At 64.2% G+C, this 20,978-nt stretch carries 18 protein-coding genes; 7 read left to right on the top strand and 11 right to left on the bottom strand.

Annotated elements, in window-relative coordinates:
* Window positions 1-80: 80 nt before the first annotated feature.
* Complete coding sequence (locus tag IAU68_RS01490; RefSeq protein WP_171193310.1) at window positions 81-1,292, top strand: geranylgeranyl reductase family protein; 1,212 nt, start codon at window positions 81-83, stop codon at window positions 1,290-1,292.
* Here the strand turns inward: IAU68_RS01490 and IAU68_RS01485 are convergent.
* A complete protein-coding gene (locus IAU68_RS01485; RefSeq protein WP_171193309.1) occupies window positions 1,289-1,978 on the bottom strand; it encodes a demethylmenaquinone methyltransferase in 690 nt (229 codons plus the stop codon). The genes IAU68_RS01490 and IAU68_RS01485 overlap by 4 nt on opposite strands.
* A 148-nt stretch (window positions 1,979-2,126) precedes the next feature.
* Here IAU68_RS01485 and IAU68_RS01480 point away from each other — a divergent pair, with 148 nt between their 5' ends.
* Genes IAU68_RS01480 through IAU68_RS01470 form a run of 3 tightly spaced genes read left to right on the top strand, consistent with a single transcriptional unit; the run spans window position 2,127 to window position 4,692 of the window.
* Window positions 2,127-3,050 carry a metal ABC transporter substrate-binding protein gene (locus tag IAU68_RS01480; protein WP_231699058.1) on the top strand — a complete coding sequence of 308 codons (924 nt, stop codon included), beginning with the start codon at window positions 2,127-2,129 and terminating at the stop codon, window positions 3,048-3,050.
* Window positions 3,047-3,772 carry a metal ABC transporter ATP-binding protein gene (locus IAU68_RS01475; RefSeq protein ID WP_171193308.1) on the top strand — a complete coding sequence of 242 codons (726 nt, stop codon included), beginning with the start codon at window positions 3,047-3,049 and terminating at the stop codon, window positions 3,770-3,772. The genes IAU68_RS01480 and IAU68_RS01475 overlap by 4 nt, the downstream gene beginning before the upstream one ends.
* Window positions 3,769-4,692, top strand: coding sequence for a metal ABC transporter permease (locus IAU68_RS01470; RefSeq protein ID WP_171193307.1), 924 nt, complete (start codon window positions 3,769-3,771; stop codon window positions 4,690-4,692). The genes IAU68_RS01475 and IAU68_RS01470 overlap by 4 nt, the downstream gene beginning before the upstream one ends.
* Here IAU68_RS01470 and IAU68_RS01465 read toward each other — a convergent pair.
* From IAU68_RS01465 to IAU68_RS01435, 7 genes are all read right to left on the bottom strand, one after another.
* Window positions 4,593-5,270 (bottom strand): metal-dependent transcriptional regulator, encoded by a 678-nt coding sequence (locus IAU68_RS01465; protein WP_171193306.1) that lies wholly within the window; start codon window positions 5,268-5,270, stop codon window positions 4,593-4,595. The genes IAU68_RS01470 and IAU68_RS01465 overlap by 100 nt on opposite strands.
* Before the next feature lie 5 nt (window positions 5,271-5,275).
* A complete protein-coding gene (locus IAU68_RS01460; protein WP_171193305.1) occupies window positions 5,276-6,469 on the bottom strand; it encodes a glycosyltransferase family 4 protein in 1,194 nt (397 codons plus the stop codon).
* A gap of 66 nt (window positions 6,470-6,535) precedes the next feature.
* On the bottom strand, window positions 6,536-6,943 hold the full coding sequence (locus IAU68_RS01455; RefSeq protein WP_171193304.1) for a DUF3592 domain-containing protein: 408 nt from the start codon (window positions 6,941-6,943) through the stop codon (window positions 6,536-6,538).
* Window positions 6,943-8,580: a 2-succinyl-5-enolpyruvyl-6-hydroxy-3-cyclohexene-1-carboxylic-acid synthase gene (gene menD, locus IAU68_RS01450; RefSeq protein ID WP_171193303.1), complete on the bottom strand. Its 1,638-nt coding sequence runs from the start codon at window positions 8,578-8,580 to the stop codon at window positions 6,943-6,945. Before menD ends, IAU68_RS01455 begins: the two co-directional genes overlap by 1 nt.
* Window positions 8,581-9,099 (bottom strand): hypothetical protein, encoded by a 519-nt coding sequence (locus tag IAU68_RS01445; RefSeq protein WP_171193302.1) that lies wholly within the window; start codon window positions 9,097-9,099, stop codon window positions 8,581-8,583. It abuts the gene before it with no gap.
* A 64-nt stretch (window positions 9,100-9,163) separates the two neighbouring features.
* On the bottom strand, window positions 9,164-10,744 hold the full coding sequence (locus IAU68_RS01440; protein WP_171193301.1) for an SLC13 family permease: 1,581 nt from the start codon (window positions 10,742-10,744) through the stop codon (window positions 9,164-9,166).
* A 53-nt stretch (window positions 10,745-10,797) separates the two neighbouring features.
* Window positions 10,798-11,739: an o-succinylbenzoate synthase gene (locus IAU68_RS01435; protein WP_171193300.1), complete on the bottom strand. Its 942-nt coding sequence runs from the start codon at window positions 11,737-11,739 to the stop codon at window positions 10,798-10,800.
* Window positions 11,740-11,755: 16 nt separating this feature from the next.
* On the opposite strand from IAU68_RS01435, the gene IAU68_RS01430 reads away from it, so the two are divergent.
* Window positions 11,756-12,688 (top strand): 1,4-dihydroxy-2-naphthoyl-CoA synthase, encoded by a 933-nt coding sequence (locus tag IAU68_RS01430; RefSeq protein WP_171193299.1) that lies wholly within the window; start codon window positions 11,756-11,758, stop codon window positions 12,686-12,688.
* 239 nt (window positions 12,689-12,927) lie between these two features.
* On the opposite strand, the gene IAU68_RS01425 is transcribed toward IAU68_RS01430, so the two are convergent.
* On the bottom strand, window positions 12,928-13,914 hold the full coding sequence (locus IAU68_RS01425) for a hypothetical protein (RefSeq protein WP_171193298.1): 987 nt from the start codon (window positions 13,912-13,914) through the stop codon (window positions 12,928-12,930).
* Window positions 13,915-14,001: 87 nt separating this feature from the next.
* Between IAU68_RS01425 and menE the strand changes: the two genes are divergently transcribed.
* Window positions 14,002-15,141: an o-succinylbenzoate--CoA ligase gene (gene menE, locus IAU68_RS01420; RefSeq protein WP_171193297.1), complete on the top strand. Its 1,140-nt coding sequence runs from the start codon at window positions 14,002-14,004 to the stop codon at window positions 15,139-15,141.
* An 11-nt stretch (window positions 15,142-15,152) separates the two neighbouring features.
* Here menE and IAU68_RS01415 read toward each other — a convergent pair whose 3' ends face one another.
* Window positions 15,153-15,530 carry a hypothetical protein gene (locus tag IAU68_RS01415; protein WP_171193296.1) on the bottom strand — a complete coding sequence of 126 codons (378 nt, stop codon included), beginning with the start codon at window positions 15,528-15,530 and terminating at the stop codon, window positions 15,153-15,155.
* 388 nt (window positions 15,531-15,918) lie between these two features.
* Between IAU68_RS01415 and IAU68_RS01410 the strand changes: the two genes are divergently transcribed.
* Window positions 15,919-17,868, top strand: coding sequence for an exonuclease domain-containing protein (locus IAU68_RS01410; protein ID WP_171193295.1), 1,950 nt, complete (start codon window positions 15,919-15,921; stop codon window positions 17,866-17,868).
* Between the two features lie 449 nt (window positions 17,869-18,317).
* Here IAU68_RS01410 and IAU68_RS01405 read toward each other — a convergent pair whose 3' ends face one another.
* Complete coding sequence (locus IAU68_RS01405) at window positions 18,318-20,972, bottom strand: DEAD/DEAH box helicase (RefSeq protein ID WP_171193294.1); 2,655 nt, start codon at window positions 20,970-20,972, stop codon at window positions 18,318-18,320.
* Window positions 20,973-20,978 lie beyond the last annotated feature (6 nt).

Below are 20,978 nucleotides of genomic sequence, written 5' to 3'. Positions count from 1 at the left end.
AGGTTGGAGGGGCACATGGATAACGCACTAACCGTAGCCCAAGACACCTGCCCTCTGCAGCAGCGGGTGGCGCTGGCACAATGTGCGGGGTGAGTGAGTATTTCGACCTCGTCGTTGTGGGCGCAGGCCCCGCCGGTTCGGCCGCCGCGATCGCCGCCCAGCGCGCCGGTTTGGACACATTGCTTCTCGACGCTCAGTCCCCCAACCGCGACAAAACCTGCGGCGACGGACTGACCCCGCGCGCCGTGGAGACGCTGCGCGCGCTCGATTTGGAGGTGCCTGCCTACCGCAACAAGGGGCTGAAACTGCACGGCTACGGCGGCCACGTCGAGGCGCCTTGGCCGCGCGGGGAGGGCTCCGCGTCGCCGCGTGCGGTGTTCGACGCGATGCTTGTCGACGACGCACGCGCCGCCGGCGCCACCGTCCGCCAACACTGCGCCGCCACCGGCGTGCAGTTCGACCGCGGCTCGATCTCCGCGGTGGAGACCGACCAGGGCGCGGTGCGCGCGAGGTGGGTCGTGGTGGCCGACGGGGTGCGCTCCCCCTTCGGCAAACTGTTGGGCCGGAAATGGCACAAGGGCGAGGTGTTCGGCATCGCGGCGCGCTCGTACTGCGACTCGCCGTTTTCATCGGAGCCGTGGATGCATTCGCACGTGGAGCTGCGCGACGCCGAAGGTGCGATTCAACCGGGTTACGGCTGGATCTTCCCGCTTGGCGACGGCACGGTGAACCTCGGCTGCGGCGCACTCTCCACGGACAAACGCCCGGCGAAGGTGAACACCAAGAAGTTGCTCGCCGAGTACGCCGCCCAGCAGCGCGACGCGTGGGGGCTCGGGCCCGAGCAGCACGTGACGTCGGCGCTGCTGCCGATGGGCGGGGCGGTATCGAACGTCGCGGGGCCGAACTGGGCGCTGATCGGCGACGCCGCCGCGTGCGTGAACCCGCTCAACGGCGAGGGCATCGACTACGGGCTGGAAACCGCCGTGCTCGCCGTCGAGCTCATCGCCGCAGAAAAGGACCTGACCTTAGCGTGGCCGGCGCTTCTGCGCGAGCACTACGGCGAGGCGTTCACGCTTGCGCGCACCCTGGCACGGCTGCTGACCTACCCGCAGTTTCTGCCGCTGGCCGGCCCGGTCGCGCTGCGCGGCATCGGCGGGCGCTACCTCATGCCGGCCGCGGCACGGCTGATGGGCAACCTTGTGCTTGACAGCGACCGCGACCTCGTCGCACGCGCCTGGCGCGCCGCGGGCCGTGCGGTGCCGAAACAGGCACCGCTGTGGGATGTGGCCTAAGCGGGCTTAACCGCGCTGTGCAGCGCCACGATGCCGGCGGTCAGATCCTGCCAGCCGGCGTTTTCCCAACCGTTGGCGTTGATCGCCGCGGCGAGCTCCTCCTGGTTGGGCCATGCGCGGATGGATTCGGCGAGGTATTCGTAGGCCTCCGCGTTGGAGGAAAACACCTTTGCCAGCGCCGGCACGGCACGTGGCAGGTATTCCTTGTACAGGGTGCGGAAACCGGGGATGACGGGGGTGGAGAACTCGTTGACTGCCAGGCGCCCGCCAGGCTTGGTCACACGCGCCATTTCACGCAGGCCGGCCTCGAAGTCGTGCACGTTGCGCAGGCCGTAGGAGATGGTCACCGCGTCGAAGGTGTTGTCGGCAAACGGGAGATACATCGCGTCGCCAACCACCTTGGGTACGTCGCGGTCCTTACCGGCGGCAAGCATGCCCTGGGAGAAGTCGCACGCCACAACCCACGCGCCAGATTTGCCCAGTTCGACGGTGGATACGGCGGTGCCTGCGGCGAGGTCGAGCACCTTCTCCCCTGGTTTGAGTTCGAGGCGTTCGCGGGTGCGTCGTCGCCAGTATTTGTCCAGCCCGAACGACAACACGGTGTTGGTCTTGTCGTAGTTCTTTCCGACGTCGTCGAACATTCCGGCAACGTCGAAGGGCTTTTTCTCCAGATCCGCCTTGGCCATGGTGGGCAAGTCTACTTCGCCACCCACAAAAGTAGGCTGTACGGCCATGCCCCAGTTGCAAGTTCGGTGACACGAACTTTATTATTCGCCAACATGGACACGCGGGTAGTGTGCTCCTTCTCCCGATTCCCCAACGCAAAGGAACCACATGATGAAAACCAAGGTGCTTGCGCTCGTCGCTACGGCTGCTCTCTCCCTCGGCCTGGCGAGCTGCTCTGAAGAAAGCACGGACGCAGCAGGCAGCTCGGACACCCCTGTTGTGCTCACAACGTTCACGGTGATCCAAGACATCGCTGCGAATGTTGCTGGCGATCACCTCCAGGTGGAGTCCATCACCAAGCCGGGTGCGGAGATCCACGGCTACGAGCCCACCCCCGGCGACATTTCCCGCGCCGCCGATGCGGACCTGATTTTGGATAACGGCATGAACCTGGAGAACTGGTTCGCCCAGTTCGTCGCCGACCTGGACGTGCCCCACGTCGTGGTCAGCGAAGGTGTCGACCCGATCGACATCGCCGAGGACGCCTACGCCGGCAAGCCCAACCCGCACGCGTGGATGAGCCCGGTGAACGTGCAGAAGTACGTGGACAACATCGTCGACGCGTTCAGCGAACTCGACCCCGAGCACGCCGCGGATTTCAAGGCCAACGGCGAAACATACAAGCAGGAACTGCAGGCTGTGCAAGACGAGCTGGAAACCAAGCTCGCCGCTGTCCCCGACAAGCAGCGCGCCTTGGTCACCTGCGAAGGTGCGTTCTCCTATCTGGCTCGCGACGCGAAGTTGACCGAGCGCTACATCTGGCCGGTCAATGCTGAGCAGGAAGCTACCCCGCAGCAGATCGCCGGCGCGATCGAGTTTGTGAAGGAAAACAACGTCCCGTCTGTGTTCTGTGAATCCACGGTCTCTAACGCGCCGATGATGCAGGTCGTGAAGGCCACCGGCGCGGAGTACGGCGGCACCCTCTACGTCGATTCGCTTTCTGAGGAAAACGGTCCGGTGCCGACCTACCTGGATCTGATTCGCCACGACACGAAGGTGATCATCGACGGTTTGAACGGGGGCAAGCAGTGATCCCCGCAATCGCGGTTGACGATGTTGCGGTGCGCTACGGCGACGTCGTCGCGCTCGACGGCGCAACTTTGAGCGTCCAACCAGGCCGTATCTGTGGGCTGATCGGGATGAACGGCGCGGGCAAATCCACGCTACTCAAGGCGATCATGGGGTTGGTCAAGCCGGATCGCGGCACGGTTCGTATCAACGGCATCGACCCTCTGCGTGCTCGCAAGACGCAGGTGTTGGGCTACGTCCCGCAGAGCGAGGAAGTGGACTGGCAGTTCCCGGTCACAGTGCGTGATGTGGTCATGATGGGCCGCTACGGCCACATGGGCTTTACCCGCCACGCGCGTGCGGAGGACATTGCGGCTGTGGATCGCGCGCTTGAGCGCACCCACCTTGAGTCGTTCGCAGACCGCCAGATCGGTCAGCTTTCGGGTGGCCAGAAGAAGCGTGCCTTCATCGCCCGCGGTATCGCTCAGGGTGCGAGCATCATGCTTCTCGACGAACCCTTCGCCGGCGTGGACAAACACTCCGAGGCCACCATCACTGAGCTGCTGCGTGACCTCGCGGCAGAAGGCACCACTATTTTTGTGGTGACGCACGACCTGGTTGCCTTGCCCCAGCTCGCGCCGGAGACAGTGCTGTTGAACCGCCGGGTGTTGATGCACGCCCCGACTGAAGTGGTGTTAGAGCCGGACAATTTGGTACAGGGCTTCGGTATGGGGGTGTCAGCATGATTGCGCTGCTTACGGAGCCGTTTGGGTACGAGTTCATGATGCGTGCGCTTGCGACCTCGCTGGTGGCGTCGATTGTCTGCGCGCTGTTGTCGTGCTGGCTGGTGTTGGTTGGCTGGTCGCTGATGGGCGATGCGGTAAGCCACGCTGTCCTGCCCGGCGTGGTGCTGGCCTACATTCTGGGCGTGCCGTTTGCCGTCGGCGCGGTGGTGTTCGGGTTCCTTGCGGTGGCACTGATCGGGCTGGTGCGCGATACGTCCCGGGTGAAGGAGGATGCGGCCATTGGCATTGTGTTCACCACCATGTTCGCGCTGGGGCTCGTGCTCATTTCGGTAACCCCTTCGCACACGGATCTGAACCACATCATCTTCGGCAATCTGCTTGGTGTGTCCCGTGGGGACCTGCTGCAGGTGGCCATCCTGGGAGCGATCGTGTTGAGCGTGCTGGTGCTCAAGCGGCGCGACTTCACCCTCTACGCGTTCGATCCCACCCATGCACACGCGATTGGGTTGAATCCGCGTCTGCTCGGTGCGGCACTGCTGGCGCTCCTGGCACTGACGTCCGTTGTGGCGCTACAGGCTGTGGGTGTGATCCTGGTGGTGGCGATGCTGATCATCCCGGGTGCGACCGCCTACCTGCTCACCAACAAGTTCGGCACAATGCTCATCATCGCCCCGACCATGTCGGCGGCGTGTGCAATCGTGGGGTTGTACTGCTCCTACTACCTAGACACAGCCTCTGGCGGCATGATTGTGCTCGCCCAGGGTGTGGTGTTTGCCGTGGTATATCTGTTCGGCCCGCATGGGGTGCTGCGCGGTCGTCGTTACGCATCTACGCGCACGAAGACGGAATCTGTGGCTTCCTCGCCGAGCGGAACCGCCTCCGCTGCACCGGCCAACCGGACCGCGACCGCGCCGGAGTAAGGAGCGCCCTCGCCCACCTCGAGGGTTGCGCCGACGACGAGCCCGTGACTGTCGAAGAATTGCAGCAGTTTCGGGTCGTCGTCGGCAATGCGTTCAATCGTGGCCTTCTGCCCCGGCTGCACGCCGGTCAGTGGGACGGCCTCGGGGGCATCAACACGCCCGCTGGCTGAGGGGATGGGGTCACCGTGGGGGTCGCGGGTGGGATGGTCAAGAAACGCGTCGATGCGCTCCACCATGAAGTCACTTACAGAGTGCTCGAGGTTCTCAGCCTCGTCGTGCACTTGGTCCCAGGTGTAGCCGAGGGCTTCCACCAAAAACGTTTCAATGAGGCGGTGGCGGCGGATCATCGCCACCGCATACGTGTGGCCGAGTTCGGTCAGTTCGATCGTGCCGTAAGGCTTGTGTGCGACGAGCCCTTGCTCGCCAAGTTTGCGCACCCCGTCCGACACTGTGGACTTACGCAGCCCAAGGTGCTTTGCCACTGACGACGACGTCACCGGCGCATCCGACCACTCCGACAGGGCCCAAATGCCCTTGAGGTAATTCTGAGTGCTGGTAGACAGGTCGCCGACAGACATGCCCGTCAGTCTACTTTGCGCTTCACCGGTACCCAGCGAGGCAGTGCGACATCGCGGCCGAACAGGTGAATCACCTTGCGCTCGTAAGAGTCGAGGACCTCCGTGTAGTAGCCGAGGAGTTGCTGCCCAAGCGCCTCCCAGGTTTTGTCGGCCACGGACTCCCGGGCGGTGGTGGTGAGTTCGGCGTGGCGGGTGTCGTCGAGAAGCCAGCGCGCCGCGTCCGGCAGATCGGCGGTGAACGTGTCCACGTCGAGCAGGATGCCGTTGTAGCGCTCCTGGATCAGGTCGATGGGGCCGCCGGCGCGAGGGCCGATCGTGGGCACGCCGGACGCTTGGGCCTCCTGGATGGCCTGGCAGAACGTCTCGAACTCGCCGGTATGCACGAACAGGTCGAGCGACGCGTAGGCGCGGGCTAACTCCTCTCCGGACAGCGGGCCGGTAAACACGGCGCCCGGCAGCGCCTCTTCCAGCGCGTCACGCTCCGGACCGCCGCCGACAATGACCAGCTGGATCGACGGGTCCCCCACCAACGGGGCCAGGCGGTCGACGGACTTCTCCGCGGCGAGACGGCCGACGAAGCCGACGATCTTCTTCGCGCCGGTGGGATCCCACGCGCGGCGGAGGACGTCGGAACGCTTCGACGGGTGGAACAACTCGGCGTCCACGCCGCGGCCCCAATGGCGGACGTTTTTGATGTTGTGGCCCTCGAGCTCGCGGATCGCCTCCGACGACGGTGCAAGCGTCATCTCGCACATGTTGTGGATGGTGCGCGTCCAGTCCCAGGCGATGGAGGCAAGCGTGGAGACGTGGTATTTCGTGGCAAAGCCCGCAACGTCGGTCTGGTACAGCCCCACCGCCGGCACCCCCAGCTGGCGAGCGGAAAACGCGCCCGCGCCGCCGAGGACGAACGGGCTCGCCAGGTGGATGATGTCCGGTTTGAACCGCGCGAGCGCGTTGGTGACTGTGGTCGTCGGCACGCCGACCGGCAGCGAATCCACCAGCGGGATCATCACGGTGGGCACGCGGACGATCTCAAAGCCTTGGTACTCCGGGATCTCCACCTGGAAGTCGCGGGCGCCGGGTGCGACGACGATCGCCTCGTGACCTTCGGCCTTGAGGTGCTCGAGCACGCGCAGCACCGAGTTGGTCACACCGTTGACGTTAGGCAGAAATGATTCCGCGACGATTCCTACTCGCATATCACCGCACCTAACCACGTGTTGTGAAACTTGCCTCGAATTCCGGTTGAACCGGACGTGAACTTTTTACGGCACCCACCTGCCTACCGCGAACCAGGCCAGCGCGGCGATGAGCGTCGACACCGCCAGCACGGATAGCGCCGGGATGAGCGATAGTGCCCACCCGCGGCCCTCCACCTTGACCAGTTCGTTGTTCTGCTTCGCGTACGTCACCCACACCTGCTGGCCCGGGCCGAGGCCGGTCGGGTACAAGACGCCGTCGCGTGGGGAGACGAGCCTGCCGTCTTCGGTTTCGTAGTCGATGTAGGTGCGCAGCCAGGTCTGGTCGGTGACGGTGGCGATGCCGCGGCCGGGGTCGGCGTGGATTGTGGCGTCGTGAAGCGCAGGGCCCGCCACCATCGCCACAGAGCCGAGCACGGCGCAGGCGTAGAGCGCCATCACACCCTGGTGGGCACGCCTGCGCCACTGCAGCATTACTTTGCCAGCCTCTGCGCCAGCGCACGGCGCGTCTCACGGGTGGTCACGGCTTCGACGACGGTGATGCCGTCCGGCTGCGCCTCCAGCTCGAGCAGCACCTCGTTGAGTTCCGCGAGCGTTTCAGCACGCCGGTAGTTCGCACCGTACGCGAGCGCTTGCTTTTCGACGACCACCCCATGCGGCGTCCCAAACACCCGCTCGAACACGTCGCGCACCGGCTCGGAGCCCGGCTCGAGGGCTTCGAAGATGCCGCCGCCGTCGTCGTTGGCCACCACGATGGTGAGGTTGCCGGGGCGCGGCTCGTCGGGCCCGATGAGCAGGCCGTTGATGTCGTGCAAAAACGTCAGATCCCCCATCAACGCGACGGTGCGCGGGGCGCGGATCTCGTCGGGGCGCAACGCTTGGGCGGCCAGCGCCACGCCGACGGCCTGGGAGACGGTGCCGTCGATGCCGGCGGCGCCACGGGCCGAGTAAGTGTCCACGCCGTCGAACGGCATGCCGACAAAGGACGCGTCGCGCACCGGGTTCGACGAGCCGAGCACGACCGTGTCGCCCACCGCCAGGGTGTCGCACACGGCGGCGGCGACGTGCAGGCCGGTGAACCCGAACTCCTTGTCCGCGAGCGCCTGGCGCACGGTGTCGGCACCGACCTCGCCGGCGGCCTCGCAGACCTTGATCCAGGTGTCGGTCGGCTGGCCGGTGGCGTTGACACGCGAGCCGCGCTTGTCCGGCTGACCGGTAAACGTCTCGGTGCGCGAGATGCCGATGACCTCGATGTCCGGGTCCGCCAGCAGCGCCATCACGTCGCGGTGCAGCGTCGGGTGGCCGACCACGACCACCTGGTCCGGCTTCGTGGAGGCGGCGAAGTCGCCCCCGTCGTGGGAAATGGCCACCCGCGACTGGGCGAAAAATCGCGCGGCGAGCGGGTGCACCTGGTGGAACGGGGTCGGCGCGGTCGGCTCAGCGATGGTGGGCACGTGCTCAAGCCCCGGCACGTCCCAGGCTTCGTCGCCGGCGATAACCAACGTGTCGCGGGTCAGGTCGATGTCCACCGCGCCGGCGCCTTCCCCGTCGGCGCCCGAGCGTGCGAGGGCGTCGACGCCTGCGAGCACGCCCGGCCCCACCCGGCGCGGGCTCCCCACCTGCTCCGGCAGCGCCTCGGGCACGAGCGGGGTGTCTAGCGCGACGTTGACGTGCACCTGGCCGGCGGCAAACGAGACCGCCTCGGCTTCCTCGACGCTGGTGACCTGCTGGGTCTCGGCGTAGCCGGCGAAGATACCCTGCTGCCAAATGGTCTGCGAGGCACCCGTGCCTACGAGCCGCTCGGGGCGGTCGGCGCTGACCACCGCAAGCGGGGTGTGGGACATGTGCGCTTCGATCAGCGCCGGGTACGCGTTGGCCACGGCGGTGCCGGAGGTCATCACCACGGCGACGTGGCGGCGCTGCACGCGTGCGAGGCCGAGTGCGGTGAAGGCGGCGGAACGTTCGTCGATACGCATGTGCACCGTGATGTCGCGGCGCGCGAGCAGCGCGTACGCCAGCGGGGAGTTGCGCGAGCCCGGGCTCATCACCACGTCGGTGCAATGCTTAGCGACGACCCCAGCCACCGCATGAGCTACTTCCATCGCCTGCATCTACTGCTCCTGGAGGTATTCGTCCGCGCCTTCGCGGAGCTGGTCGAGAATGTCGCGGGCTTCGTCGCGGATGTCGCGTGGGAGATCTTCGCCGGTGGGCACCGGTTCGGTCGGTGGCAGCGACGCGGTCGGGTCCTCGCGGTCGCGGAAGATCGACGGCATCTTCGTCGTCGTTTCCGTTGACGTCTCCGTTTCCGTGGTGGTCTGGGTGACCGTCTCGGTCAGCGGGGGTTTGTCCGCCTCGGCCGCCGCGCCGCGCCACAGCGTGAACAGCACGACCGCGGCGATGAACGACAACGCCGCGAACACACCGAGTGCGATCGACGCAGCGTTGGAGCCTTTCGGCGGCTCCGGAGCGTACTGGGGTTGCGGGGCGTACTGGGGCTGGTCGTAGCCCTGGTCGTAGGCGTAGTCCTGCTCGTAGTACTGCGGTTCGGACTGGTCCGGGAAGTACTGCTGGGGGCGCTGGCGCTGCGGCTCGTCGCCCGGCCTGCCGTACTGTCGCGTCTCGTTATCCATGGTGCACACACTAGCGCGCCCCGCCGGGAAGACCGGCGGGGCGTCGTCGTCAAGCGAAATGCTCCTAGAGCACCAGACCGAACACTGGGACTGCGATGAAGTAGGTGGCCAGCGAGATCAGCACCATGGCGATCGCGTTGAGCCAGATGCCACCCTTGATCATCTCGCCCATGGTGACGTAGCCGGACGAGTACGCGATCGCGTTCGGCGGGGTCGCCACCGGCAGCATGAACGCGCAGGTGGCGGCCAGCGCGACCGGAATGGCCAGCAGCAGCACGTTCATGTCGGTGGCGTCCGTCAGGCCGATGCCCACGGCCACGCCGCCCATGATCGGCAGGAACGTCGCCGCCGTCGCCGTGTTCGAGGTCAACTCGGTGAGCAGCAGCACGAGCGCGCCGACCGCGAAGATGAGCAGGAAGATCGGCAGCCCCGCCAGGCCCTTGGCCTGCTCACCGATCCACAGCGACAGGCCGGTAGCGGTAAACATGGCCGACAGACTCAGGCCGCCGCCAAAGAGCAACAGCACGTCCCACGGCATGTCGTTGGCGGTCTCCCAATCCAGCAGGCGTTTGCCGTTCGCTGCGCCCGGCACGATGAACATGAGCAGGCCCGCAATGATGCCGACGACCGCGTCGTCGTACGGGAAGTCCCAGCCGTAGGCGTTAATCCCCAGCGGGATGAAGATCCAGCACAGCGCAGCGACGAGGAAGATCACGCCGACCGCGACCTGTGGGAAGGTCCAGCCGCCGAGCTTCTTCAGCTCGTCGTCGATGAGCTCTTTGCCGCCCGGGATCTGGTCGATCTCCGGCTTGAACACGGTGATCAGCACCCACCAGGCGACGAATGTGAACACGATAGCCACCGGCATGCCCACCAGCATCCACTCGCCGAAGCCGATGGTGATGTCGTGCGCCTCTTCCATGTAGCCCTTCAGCAGCGCGTTCGGCGGGGTGCCGATAAGCGTGCCCAGCGAGCCGATCGACGCCGAGTACGCGATGGCGAGCATGAGCGCGGTTGCAAACTTCTTCTGGTTTTCCATGCCGCCGACAGTGTCCGCGGTCAGCATGAGCACAGAGGTGCCGATCGGCAGCATGACCACGGCCGTCGCCGTGTTGGACACCCACATGGACATGAATCCGGTGGCGAGCATGAACCCCAAAATGATGCGCTTCGGGGAGGTGCCGACTAGCTTGACGACGACCAACGCCAGCCGCCGGTGCAAATTCCAGCGCTGCAGCCCCAGCGCCATAAGGAAGCCACCCATGAACAGGAAGATCGTGGCGGACGCGTACGGCGAGGAGACGTCTTTGAACGGGGCAACGCCGGCGATCGGGAAGATCGCGATCGGCAGCAGCGCGGTGGCGGCCAGCGGGATCGCCTCCGTCATCCACCACGCGCCCATCAGCACGGTCACGGCCGCGACGATGCGCATCGTGTCCGCGGAGTACTCCACCCCCTCCTTCGCGCCCGGGGACTGCGCGACAGTGTCGGCGGCACCGGATGGGAAGAAGAAGTACACCAGCAGCGCGAGTGCGACGCCGGCGATCAGTCCGATGAGTTGGCGGCGCCACTCGCCTGGCTCTGGCGCCTTCGCCTTGTCGCCGTCGGACAACGCGGCGGAATCGTGGATCACGGGAGTTGACATGGCCGAAAGGTTAGCGGACTGCCCCCGGTTCCCACATCAAAACCCAAGGATTGTTATGCGAGTACACCCATACAGGCCTGGACCCGCGCAAACCACCAGTCCTTGCGATCGCCCGGCGCGCGCAGTTCGTGGAGCCGTTCCGGGTCAGGCGTGGTGCGGGTGATTGCCATGCGGCCGTCAACGATGGGGCGCGGCGCGGCGACATCCTCGACGAACAGGCGTTGGGTGGCCAGGCCCGCCGCGCGCGAGCCGGTGAGTTTCGCGGCGATCAGCCCCGCGTCCATGCCGACGGCGGTGTCCAGGGCGCTCGCGACAGTGACGTCGAGGTGGAGATCGCCCGCGATACGCCGCAGGTTCGCCACCCCGCCGAGTGGCGCGACCTTGCACACTGCCACGTCGGCGGCGTCGAGTTCTGCCACGCGGTACGGGTCGGCGGCGCGGCGGATTGACTCGTCCGCGGCGATCGGCGTGCTCACGCGACGCCGCACCTCCGCCAACTCCTCCACCGTGGCGCAGGGCTGTTCGATGTACTCCAGCTCCCCCAACTTTTCGGCTGCCTCGACGGCCTGGTCGACGCTCCAGCCCCGGTTGGCGTCCACGCGAAGCGTTGCGTCGGGGCGCAGTCTGCGGACTGCTTGGACGCGGCGGATGTCGTCGTCAAGCGACTGCGACGGCTCCGCGACCTTGATCTTGAACGTTGTCACTCCGGGATAGCGCGCGAGGACCGGCTCGACGTCGGCGACCGCGGGGATGGTGCCGTTGACCTCGACGTCGCCGTGTGCTTCGGGCAGGCCCGTGAACGCAGCCTCGAGCCCGGCGCGCAACCACGCGGCGGACTCGCGCGCGTCGTATTCGAGGAAGGGGGAGAACTCGCCCCAGCCGGCGGGGCCGTCGATAAGCAACGCTTCGCGGGTGGTCACACCGCGGAATTTCACGGCCATGGGCAGCGCGACAACATGGGCGCGTTCGAGAATCTCGTCGACGGTGGGGGTCATGGGGCAAAGTGTAGGCATGAGTTACTCCACCGCCCAGCCCTTCGACCCCAGCCAATGGCGCGAGGTCGAGGGCTTCGATTTCACCGACATCACCTACCACCGCCACGTGGGTACATCGCGTGCCGACGGCACCGTGCGCATCGCCTTCGACCGCCCCGAGGTGCGCAACGCGTTTCGCCCCCACACCGTCGACGAGCTCTACCAGGCGTTGGATCACGCCCGGCGCTCCCCCGACGTCGGCGTGGTGCTGCTCACCGGCAACGGACCTTCTGAAAAAGACGGCGGCTGGGCGTTTTGCTCTGGCGGCGACCAGCGCATCCGTGGCCGCTCCGGCTACCAGTACGCCGGCGGCGAGACCGCGGAGACCGTCGATACCGCGCGCGTGAAAGCCGAGGGCGGACGCCTGCACATTTTGGAGGTGCAGCGACTGATCCGCACGATGCCGAAGGTAGTCATCGCGGTGGTGAACGGCTGGGCGGCCGGCGGCGGGCACTCGCTGCACGTGGTGTGCGACATGACCATCGCCTCGCGCGAGGAAGCCCGGTTCAAGCAGACCGACGCCGACGTGGGCTCCTTCGACGCCGGCTACGGCTCGGCGTATTTGGCCAAGATGGTCGGCCAGAAGTTCGCCCGCGAGATCTTCTTTTTGGGCCGCACCTACTCGGCGGAGGAGATGCAGCGCATGGGTGCGGTGAACATTGTCGCGTCGCATGCTGCTTTGGAAGAGGAAGCCATCCAGGTCGCCCGCGAGATCAACGGCAAGTCCCCCACCGCCCAGCGAATGCTGAAGTTCGCGTTCAACCTTGTCGACGACGGCCTCATGGGCCAGCAAGTCTTCGCCGGAGAAGCCACCCGCCTGGCGTACATGACCGACGAGGCCGTCGAGGGCCGCGACTCGTTTTTGGAAAAACGCCCGCCACGCTGGGACGACTTCCCGTTCTACTACTAGGTGGGGTTTCGCCGGTGGGGTCTTGCCTGCCCGCTCCCCCGCCCGCCAAAATAGTTCCCCGGCCGGGAACTTTCTTGGGTTTCCACCCCGGCCACGAGGATGTTTCCGCAGGTCGCCCTTCCCGGCAGGCAAAATAGTTCCCGCTTTCGGCGAAACTCCGGGAACTTTTTCGTCATCAGCACCCGCCACTGACAGATCACGGCGGAATCTGTCAGGCGGCCGGCGGGGTAAGGCGGGACCTACTTGTTCAGGCCGGGGATCTTGGGCAGGTCCGGCACGTTGAATCCGGCAGTCTTCAGCAGAGCGAATAGGGCCCCGAGTGCGGTGAGGACGGCGGCGATGATGCCGATGACCTCGGCAAGTTTGGCGTCAACAGTCGCCGGCCGCTCAGGCGCAGGCGTATCCGGGTCCGGGTTCGAAGGATCGGTCGGAGTCGGCGCAGGATCAGCCGGATTACCAGGCAACGTGTTCGCCAGCGCAGGCGGAGTAGGCAGGTCCACGTTCTGCATCGGGAAGATGACGTGGGTGGTGCCCTCGTTGCACTTCTGAGCCTGCATGAGTGGGTAGTGGAACCCGGATTCGAGCGCGTCGAAGGCCTGGGCGAAGTAAGTTGCAGACATGTTGGAGGCGAACGCGGAGCGTTTCCAGTCCGGCATGTGGTTGAGGAAGCGGGCGGTGTTGGCGCCGGTGCGGCCGAATTCGTAATCCGGGCCAAGGTCGTTGGCCTTAGGCACGGAGCCGTCGATGCCGATGTACCAGCCAGCCGAGCCCTTCAAAGAAGTGCCGGCTGGTGAGAGCGGGATCTGGGCGCCTTCCTTCATGTCCAGGTAGAAGTCGGCGTCGGTATATACCAGGCCCAACTTCGCCAGCTTCGCCTTTGTGGCTGCACGGGCGGCGTTGTAGTCGGGGCGGGCCCCGGGCTCGTCGTTTGCCAGGCGGATTTCCTGGGCGGTGGTGATGGCCGGTTGGGTGAGGTGGTCGTCGCCAAGCGGTTTGAGCCCCTCGAAAGTGGCCTCGAACGCTTCGGCGACGGCGACGGCGTACATGCCGTGCGTGAGCGTTTTCGCGATGCGTTCGGCTTGCCAGGCGGGGCCGCGTTCGGCGTCGTTGAGGGTGACGCGACACTGGTTTTGGTCGGTGGGGGTCAGCGTGGCGGCGTGGGTTGTCGGGACTGTGGCGGTGAAGGCGGTCGCCGCGGCGACGGCCGATGCGATGAACTTCTTCATGGTTGTTATATCGGCAACATCACAGACAGCTGTTACACATCGCGGCCGTCGCACCACCCCGAAACGCACCGGCTACTCTCGTACCCCGTGACCAACCTCCTCGAACTTTTCTCCGTCGACCCCGCGAACCCGCTGGCCATCATGCCTGCGCTCGAGGAGGCCCTGACCGGCCAGCGCGCGCTGTTGCCGGTACCGGCCAACGACCCGGCGCGCACGAACCTGCTGCGCAACACGCTTGAGCCCGGCTCGCCTATCGACGACGACATCGCCCTGGTCGTCTCCACCTCCGGCTCCACCGGCAAACCGAAGGGAGCGATGCTCACCCCGGCCAACCTCATCTCCAGCGCGGATGCCACGCACCAGGCGCTCGGCGGGGAGGGCCAGTGGCTGCTTGCCATGCCCGCGGCATACATCGCGGGCCTGCAGGTGCTCGTGCGCAGCATGGTCGCCGGTGTCGAGCCCGCAACCATCGATCTGACCCGCGGGTTCAACGTCGCGGAGTTTGCTGAGCGCGCCAAAGAACTGGCCACGACCGGCGAGCGCACCTACACCGCCCTGACCCCGATGCAGCTGGCCAAAGCCACCTCCACGCTCAAGGGCATCGACGCGCTGCGCACGTTTTCCGCGGTGCTCGTCGGCGGCGCCGCCACCAACCCGCGCCTTTTGGAATCGGCGGCGAAGCTGCGCATCAACGTGATCACCACCTACGGCTCCAGCGAAACCTCCGGTGGCTGCGTGTACGACGGCCGCCCCATCGCCGGCGCGCGCGTGAAAATCGTCGACGGCCGCATCCACCTCGGCGGCCCGATGGTCGCCCGCGGATACCGCCAGCTCGACTCCCCCGACCTCAAGGACGGCTGGTTCCGCACCTCGGACGCAGGTTCGCTTATCGACGACCACCTCACCGTCCACGGCCGCATCGACAACATCATCGACTCCGGCGGCCTCAAACTCCACCCCGAAGTTCTGGAGACGTTTTTGCTCAAGGTGGGTGGGGTGACGGGCGCGTGTGTCGTCGGCAAGCAAGACGCCCGCTTCGGCGAACGCATCTGCGCTGCGTACACCGGGTCCGCGACTGTTGCCGACATTATGGACGCCTTCGACAACGCCGAGGACGCCGGCGAGATCGCGCGCTGGCAGGTGCCGAAAGAGGTCAAGGTCGTGCCGGCGCTGCCGCAGTTGGGACCGGGCAAAGTCGACCGGGCGGCGGTGCGGGAACTTTTTTAGGCGGCTGTCGTCTACCCCGCTGCCAACTCCGACGCCCGCTGGTACGACACTCCCAGCACCTGCCCCATCTCGCGCAAGGTGAACCCCTCTGCCTTCAGCTTGCGCGCCAACGCAGACCTCGCGGCGGTAGCCTCATCCGAGGCTGCCTTCGCTTTCACGCCAAGGTCGTCGGCACGCTTCCGCAGCGACTCGACCTCCGCGGACAGGATTGGCACAACCTTGATGTCGAACTCACCTAGCTTCAGCCCGGACTGAAACGCGATAGCCTCTGCGACCTCGTCTGCGGCACGATCGAGCCTCCGCGTCTGCGACACCACCCCAAGTTCGTCGCACTCGAGCACCCATGCGCCACTTGCTCCACGCTCTGCGGTAACTGTGAACACCCTCATCTCCACCACCCTTTACCTAGCTCCTCTTCGAATTGATCAAAGAACTTACGCGCTGTGAGATCGTCAATTTCACGGTGCCGTCCGAGAGTCCGAGTCGTGCTCCCGACGCGAAACGCGTCGTGTTTCCTGAGTGCGATTGCTTCAAATTCCAGGCCACGCCGTTGCGCCTCTTTACGCAACTTCTTTATTACTGCAGAACGCTGCACACTTCAATCCCCCATTGCACTATCTTGTCAACCACGAATTGACAACTCGTTGAGCCCTACATCTGTTAGACGTCACAACCCACCCGCCGGTTCCATCGAACATTCGCTCGCCTGACCCTAACCCGTGTCGGCGCGTGCCCTAGGTTCAAAGGCAGCAACGACGAAGCACAGAAGGAGCAGTAATGGACCGGCAGCCAGGGTTTGCGGTGGTCGATCTGGAAACGACGGGGTTCAGCAACACGGACCGTATCGTGGAGATTGGCGTGGTGCTGCTGCGCCCCGACCTCACGGTGGAGCGCACGTGGGAGACACTCATCCAGCCGGGGTGCGACATTCCGAACAGTTACATCCACAAGATCACGGCGACTGATGTAGTGGATGCGCCCGCCTTCCGCGAGGTCGCCGCATACCTCGGCTCCCTGCTCAACGATCGCATCTTGGTGGCGCACAACGCTGCGTTCGAGCGCCGCTTCTTGACAAACGAGTTCGCCCGAGCGGGTGCGGAGGACGGCATGCGCGAATGGCTGGACACGATGCGCCTGACCAAGCAGCACCTGGGGGTGGGCAGGCTCAGCGAGGCGCTGACGATTGCAGGGATCCACAACCGGTTGGCGCATTCCGCGCTTGCCGACGCCCAAGCCACCGCCGATCTGTTGTCCTACCTTCATACGAACTATCGCGCGGTGATCGCCAACGTCCCACCGGCGCTGTTTACCACCCCGGCAGCTGAAGTCCAGGTGCTCCCCCGCGGTGGAGCGGCCTCGTGGGCGGGGCAGCTCTCACGCACCTTGCCGACGACCGGCACCAAGGACGAAGCCGCGTACCGCGCGGAACTGACCCGCGCGCTTATCGACCGCACAATTTCCCGCACCGAGATACGCCAACTCGAACACACCGCCATCGCAGCGGGCTTGAGCGCCGACGATGTGGACGCCATCAACGAGGAGTTCACTCGCCAACTCGCCGTCGAAGCCTGGTCCGACGGCGTGATCTCCGACGACGAGCGCACCACCCTGCTCAACATCGCCCAAGCACTCGGCGTGGAGCCCGTACTCGTGCGTTCGCTTCTCGACGACCCCGTCACCGGCCCCACCCCATCCAACTTCACACTGCGCCCCGGCGACCGCATCGCGCTCACCGGCGCGATGGACATCCCGCAGGAAGAGTGGGCTTACCGCGCCACCGCCGCCGGTCTGGACGTGGGCGACGTGACAAAGAAGTGTGCTCTGCTGGTTGCCGCCAACCCCGACTCCATGAGCGGCAAGGCGCAAAAGGCACGCAAGTACGACATCCCGATCGTCGGTGAGACGACGTTCGCGCAGCTCCTGAGCGCGATCGACCATAACTCCGTTACAGAGGAATCTTCGGAACAAGTTGAAGACAACACCGAGTACGAGGCGCCAGAGCAGTTCTCCTGGCTCTCACCGGAACACGTTCGAACGACTGGCACATCCACCTCGCGCATCGCGGCAGCCTGGATCGCGCTGCACCCGACTAAGCCGCTGCACGAGATGGCGGACAACCTCCAGCCCCACCACGTCCCCGAAGTCACAGGCAGGGGCATCGACCGCTACCTGGCCGTGTGGAGCCTCGAACACCCCGAGATGCTGCACGCCAGCGCGGACGATCTGCTCGACCTGCCCGGCGTCGGCCCGAAACGCCGCAGCCAGCTGGTGGAGATGGTGGTGGACCTCGCCGCGGACGGTGTCCCCGACGACGTCGCAGCCACCGAGCCAGCCTTCACGCAGCCGTCGCCCAATCCGGTTGCCGCACCCCGACCAGTAGCGGATCCGCCCGCGCAGGCGCCTACCGCCCCGACTCCGGAAGAACTCCTCGCCGCAGCCAACGCCCCGCACTACACCCCAGCGCCGGTGCAATCCTCCTGGCATGCTCCGGCTCCGGCGGAACCTGCTCCCGTGCCGGTGAAACGGCCAAACGCCGCAAAGGTGTTCAAGTGGTCCGCGGGCCTCGGCGTGGCCTGCTTCTTTCTGTTCGGCCTGTGCATTGAAACCTTCGACCCAGACGCCGAGTCCTTCATCGCTGGCGTCTTCGTCATGGGTGTTCTTCTCAGCGGGCTTACCGCGGCGATCTCGGGTGTGATGGCGCTGATCAACCTTATACGAGGAAAATAAACACCCCTGAAGGCCAAACTGCCGAGGTTTGTGGGCACAATAATGCCTATGTCCTCTTTCAGCGAAGTCCTCGACCAGCTCCGTGAGAACCAGCCCCAGGGCAAGTACGGGATTGCGTTTGAAAAGTTGATGGCCAATTTCCTTTAAGCAACATCGTGAACTACCAGCTCCAATCTGTCGGAAACCTTGTAGTTGGCGACCTCAGCCCGCGAGAACATGTACCGCCCTAGGTTGAGCCGCAAGAAGTTGATCAGAGCGGAATGGGAGAACTCGTTGTCAGGCACTGCAAGGCGGAACAGGCATAGTTCCTAAGCGTTCGTCTACCCGGGTGTGTGTTGGTGTTCGACCTCGGCGCAGGTCGAGCGGAACCAGCTGTCGCGCGATGCGCGGACAGCGGGATAATCAGCTGTTCGCCTGAACCCAAGATGCCTGCGTCCTCCGGGCTCTATTTACAGCTGCTCGAGGATTCTGAAGAACTGCGAGCTGGTGTACGCACCTTCCAGCGGAGTGACACCGTCTTGGAAGACCATGTAGTAACGAAACTTCTCGCCAGCCATGGACGCCCACTTAGTACCCAATCGAACCTTGCGACGAGAGTCATCGTTCTTCAGCTGTGTGCCCTTTGGTTCTACGATCACGATGGTTCCCCTGGTGGTCATGACGATGAAGTCTGGGTAATGGTTGATCGGGCCGTTGATGCAGAAGCCCTTGCGATCGATGTTGCGGTGCCACCACCGGACATTGTCCAGACCCGAGAAACGACCAGCGAACTCCATTTCGTCGTTGTTCATCCGGTCTTCGGCCTCATAAAGCGATCCACCAATCAGTGAGCTGGACTGTACAGGTTGAATCACGGATGGGAACGTGAATGACGGCCCGACGCCAATGTGGCGAGTTTCGATGTCCTGGTAGAACTTCTTGAACTTGTGCTCTTCAAGCAGGCCTCGGATCTTCACCCGAATCTTCTCAGCCACCGCACCTGGATGCTCCTGGTAGGTCAGCAACTCTTCAGCCCCGAAATTGCCGGTGACCCGCTCAATGTAGCTGCGAAGATCCAAGTCACCCACCGAGTTGATCGGCTTGAGTCGCTCATAAATAGCTCCGGCAGCGTTGTGCTTTTGCGTCTCGACACTGAGCTTGCTGAAATGCTCACGCATGAATCTCTGATCAGCTGCCGTCATGCGGAAAGCACGCGGAACGTCGGACTTCTTTCTAACATCGATGCGATACATCTGCTCGTCAGCAGTACTCAGATCAAGGCCAGTGTCCTTATCCTGCAGTGTGAAGCTTACTGCCAGCGCATCGTTGTGCAGCAAGTCCACGCCTTCTGCCCCTGTGGAGAACAACGCAGAAGGAGGGGTCTGGATGAAGAATTGCGGCAACTTCAACCCGGCGACTTCTTCTCGGAATTCTTCGAACATCTGAGCCGTATTCACAGCCCCCTCCAAATCTGCTGGAACGAAACCGCCGCCAAGCTCGGCAGCTTTTTCGGCTTCCTTCTCGTAATCGGAGCCCTTTTGCTGCGCTTGATCCAGCATTCCAGCAAGACCTGTCGAACCAGAGGTTGAACTCGTAAGCTCGGTTGCCGTCGTGCCACGCTCCTCAAGACCGGTTGCCACCTCGGTCTCGTCGAAGTCCAAAAACTCCGCAGGCTCCTCATCACCAGAGTCACCGGTATCTGAAGTTGTTGTAGCGGCGGACGGTGGTCCGGGCGGGTTCGTGATATCGAGTTGGGCTTCGTCGACTGCACGGAAGTCCCGCTTGCTAAACCCTGCACTGTTCAGCCCAGCGACGATCTGGTCGAGAGTGGATTTGAAGTCATTCGACGACGTCAGCACGTAGCTCATGTTCAACAGCTGGTTTCGTTGCCGGGCAGCGTGAGGCTGGCGAAGCACACGTCCAAGAATCTGCTCGACTTCCACTTGACTGGTCTTATTCGCCAGCGATGCCAGGATGTAGGCGAAGGGACAATCCCAGCCCTCTTTCAGCGCGTTGACCGTAATGATGAATCGGATCTCACACTCGGAACTCAGCAAATCAACACCCTTGAGCTCGTCGATGTTTGCGGTCTTGATCGCAATCTGGGGTTCAGGGATGCCCACCGCTACCAGCTTCTCCCGCAAACGCTCAAACGAGGTCGCATCCTCACCCGTCTTCGGCTGAGCCTGGAACAACACGATCGGACGAATGTAGCGCCCACCCATTTCCTGTTGCTGGCGGGCTGCCGCCTCAAGCGACTGGCGCAAGTCGATCGCATCAGTGATGACCTCGGCCTGTGAAGTCCGGTTATAGGCAATCACAGGCAGCTTGACCATGTTCTCGTTTTTCAACGCCAACGCATCAACATAGGAGATGATGTTCGCCTGCTTCTTCGGCGTTGCGGTCAGATCAAGAATGAACGCCGGGTTGAAATTCACCAGCATCTCGGTGCTCAAGTTACTGGTAGCGTGATGAGACTCGTCAACGATCACCACCGGGTTGAGCTGGTTGATTACCTGGAACAGGGCTGTCTCATCCGCGTTCTCGATTGGCTGCTCCGGCGCACCCAACGCGGTCGCAAACGGCGCCAGATTCCCATTAGCCTGATATGCCTTGCGGCCCTCCTTGTTAGCGGAACGGAAGGAGTCATATGACAGCACCATCACCGACAATTGCTCGGCCACGGTGGCTGGACTGAAGTTCTGGCCCGCGAGTAGTTCTTCTTTGGAATACACCTCCACCCGGCTACCAAAATCAGCATTCAATCGTTGGCGGTACGGGTGCGACGGATTTTTCAGCGTTTCAAGCGTCTGCGTCAAAATCGCATCGGAGGGCACCAACCACACCACCACCTGGCGACGCACCGGTGGTAACGCAGCAAAGATCGGCTTCACCGAGGCACACGCAAGGTATGTCTTACCGCCACCGGTGGGCACCTTGTAACACACGTGTGGAACACCATCGATGATGTTCTGGTATCCCTGAATCCCATCCTGCCCCACGGGGATCTGTCGGGACTCCCAGTAAGCACTAAAGGCTCGGCCCAACGATGATTGTTCGTTGAGCTGGTCGAGGTAATCCATAAGGTCGGCGATCACCCGTTTTTGATACTTTTTCAGTTCCATAACAAC

The organism is Corynebacterium lujinxingii, from assembly GCF_014490555.1.
Classification (GTDB): Bacteria; Actinomycetota; Actinomycetes; order Mycobacteriales; family Mycobacteriaceae; genus Corynebacterium; species Corynebacterium lujinxingii.
This window is presented reverse-complemented; position numbering and strand designations above follow the sequence as displayed.

What these genes read in the sequence shown, in the direction of transcription:
- IAU68_RS01490 (WP_171193310.1), top strand. Translation starts at nt 81, where the DNA reads ATGTGCGGGGTGAGTGAGTATTTCGACCTCGTCGTTGTGGGCGCAGGC.
- IAU68_RS01485 (WP_171193309.1), bottom strand. Translation starts at nt 1,978, where the DNA reads ATGGCCAAGGCGGATCTGGAGAAAAAGCCCTTCGACGTTGCCGGAATG.
- IAU68_RS01480 (WP_231699058.1), top strand. Translation starts at nt 2,127, where the DNA reads ATGATGAAAACCAAGGTGCTTGCGCTCGTCGCTACGGCTGCTCTCTCC.
- IAU68_RS01470 (WP_171193307.1), top strand. Translation starts at nt 3,769, where the DNA reads ATGATTGCGCTGCTTACGGAGCCGTTTGGGTACGAGTTCATGATGCGT.
- IAU68_RS01465 (WP_171193306.1), bottom strand. Translation starts at nt 5,270, where the DNA reads ATGTCTGTCGGCGACCTGTCTACCAGCACTCAGAATTACCTCAAGGGC.
- IAU68_RS01460 (WP_171193305.1), bottom strand. Translation starts at nt 6,469, where the DNA reads ATGCGAGTAGGAATCGTCGCGGAATCATTTCTGCCTAACGTCAACGGT.
- IAU68_RS01455 (WP_171193304.1), bottom strand. Translation starts at nt 6,943, where the DNA reads ATGCTGCAGTGGCGCAGGCGTGCCCACCAGGGTGTGATGGCGCTCTAC.
- menD (WP_171193303.1), bottom strand. Translation starts at nt 8,580, where the DNA reads ATGCAGGCGATGGAAGTAGCTCATGCGGTGGCTGGGGTCGTCGCTAAG.
- IAU68_RS01445 (WP_171193302.1), bottom strand. Translation starts at nt 9,099, where the DNA reads ATGGATAACGAGACGCGACAGTACGGCAGGCCGGGCGACGAGCCGCAG.
- IAU68_RS01440 (WP_171193301.1), bottom strand. Translation starts at nt 10,744, where the DNA reads ATGTCAACTCCCGTGATCCACGATTCCGCCGCGTTGTCCGACGGCGAC.
- IAU68_RS01435 (WP_171193300.1), bottom strand. Translation starts at nt 11,739, where the DNA reads ATGACCCCCACCGTCGACGAGATTCTCGAACGCGCCCATGTTGTCGCG.
- IAU68_RS01430 (WP_171193299.1), top strand. Translation starts at nt 11,756, where the DNA reads ATGAGTTACTCCACCGCCCAGCCCTTCGACCCCAGCCAATGGCGCGAG.
- IAU68_RS01425 (WP_171193298.1), bottom strand. Translation starts at nt 13,914, where the DNA reads ATGAAGAAGTTCATCGCATCGGCCGTCGCCGCGGCGACCGCCTTCACC.
- IAU68_RS01415 (WP_171193296.1), bottom strand. Translation starts at nt 15,530, where the DNA reads ATGAGGGTGTTCACAGTTACCGCAGAGCGTGGAGCAAGTGGCGCATGG.
- IAU68_RS01410 (WP_171193295.1), top strand. Translation starts at nt 15,919, where the DNA reads ATGGACCGGCAGCCAGGGTTTGCGGTGGTCGATCTGGAAACGACGGGG.
- IAU68_RS01405 (WP_171193294.1), bottom strand. Translation starts at nt 20,972, where the DNA reads ATGGAACTGAAAAAGTATCAAAAACGGGTGATCGCCGACCTTATGGAT.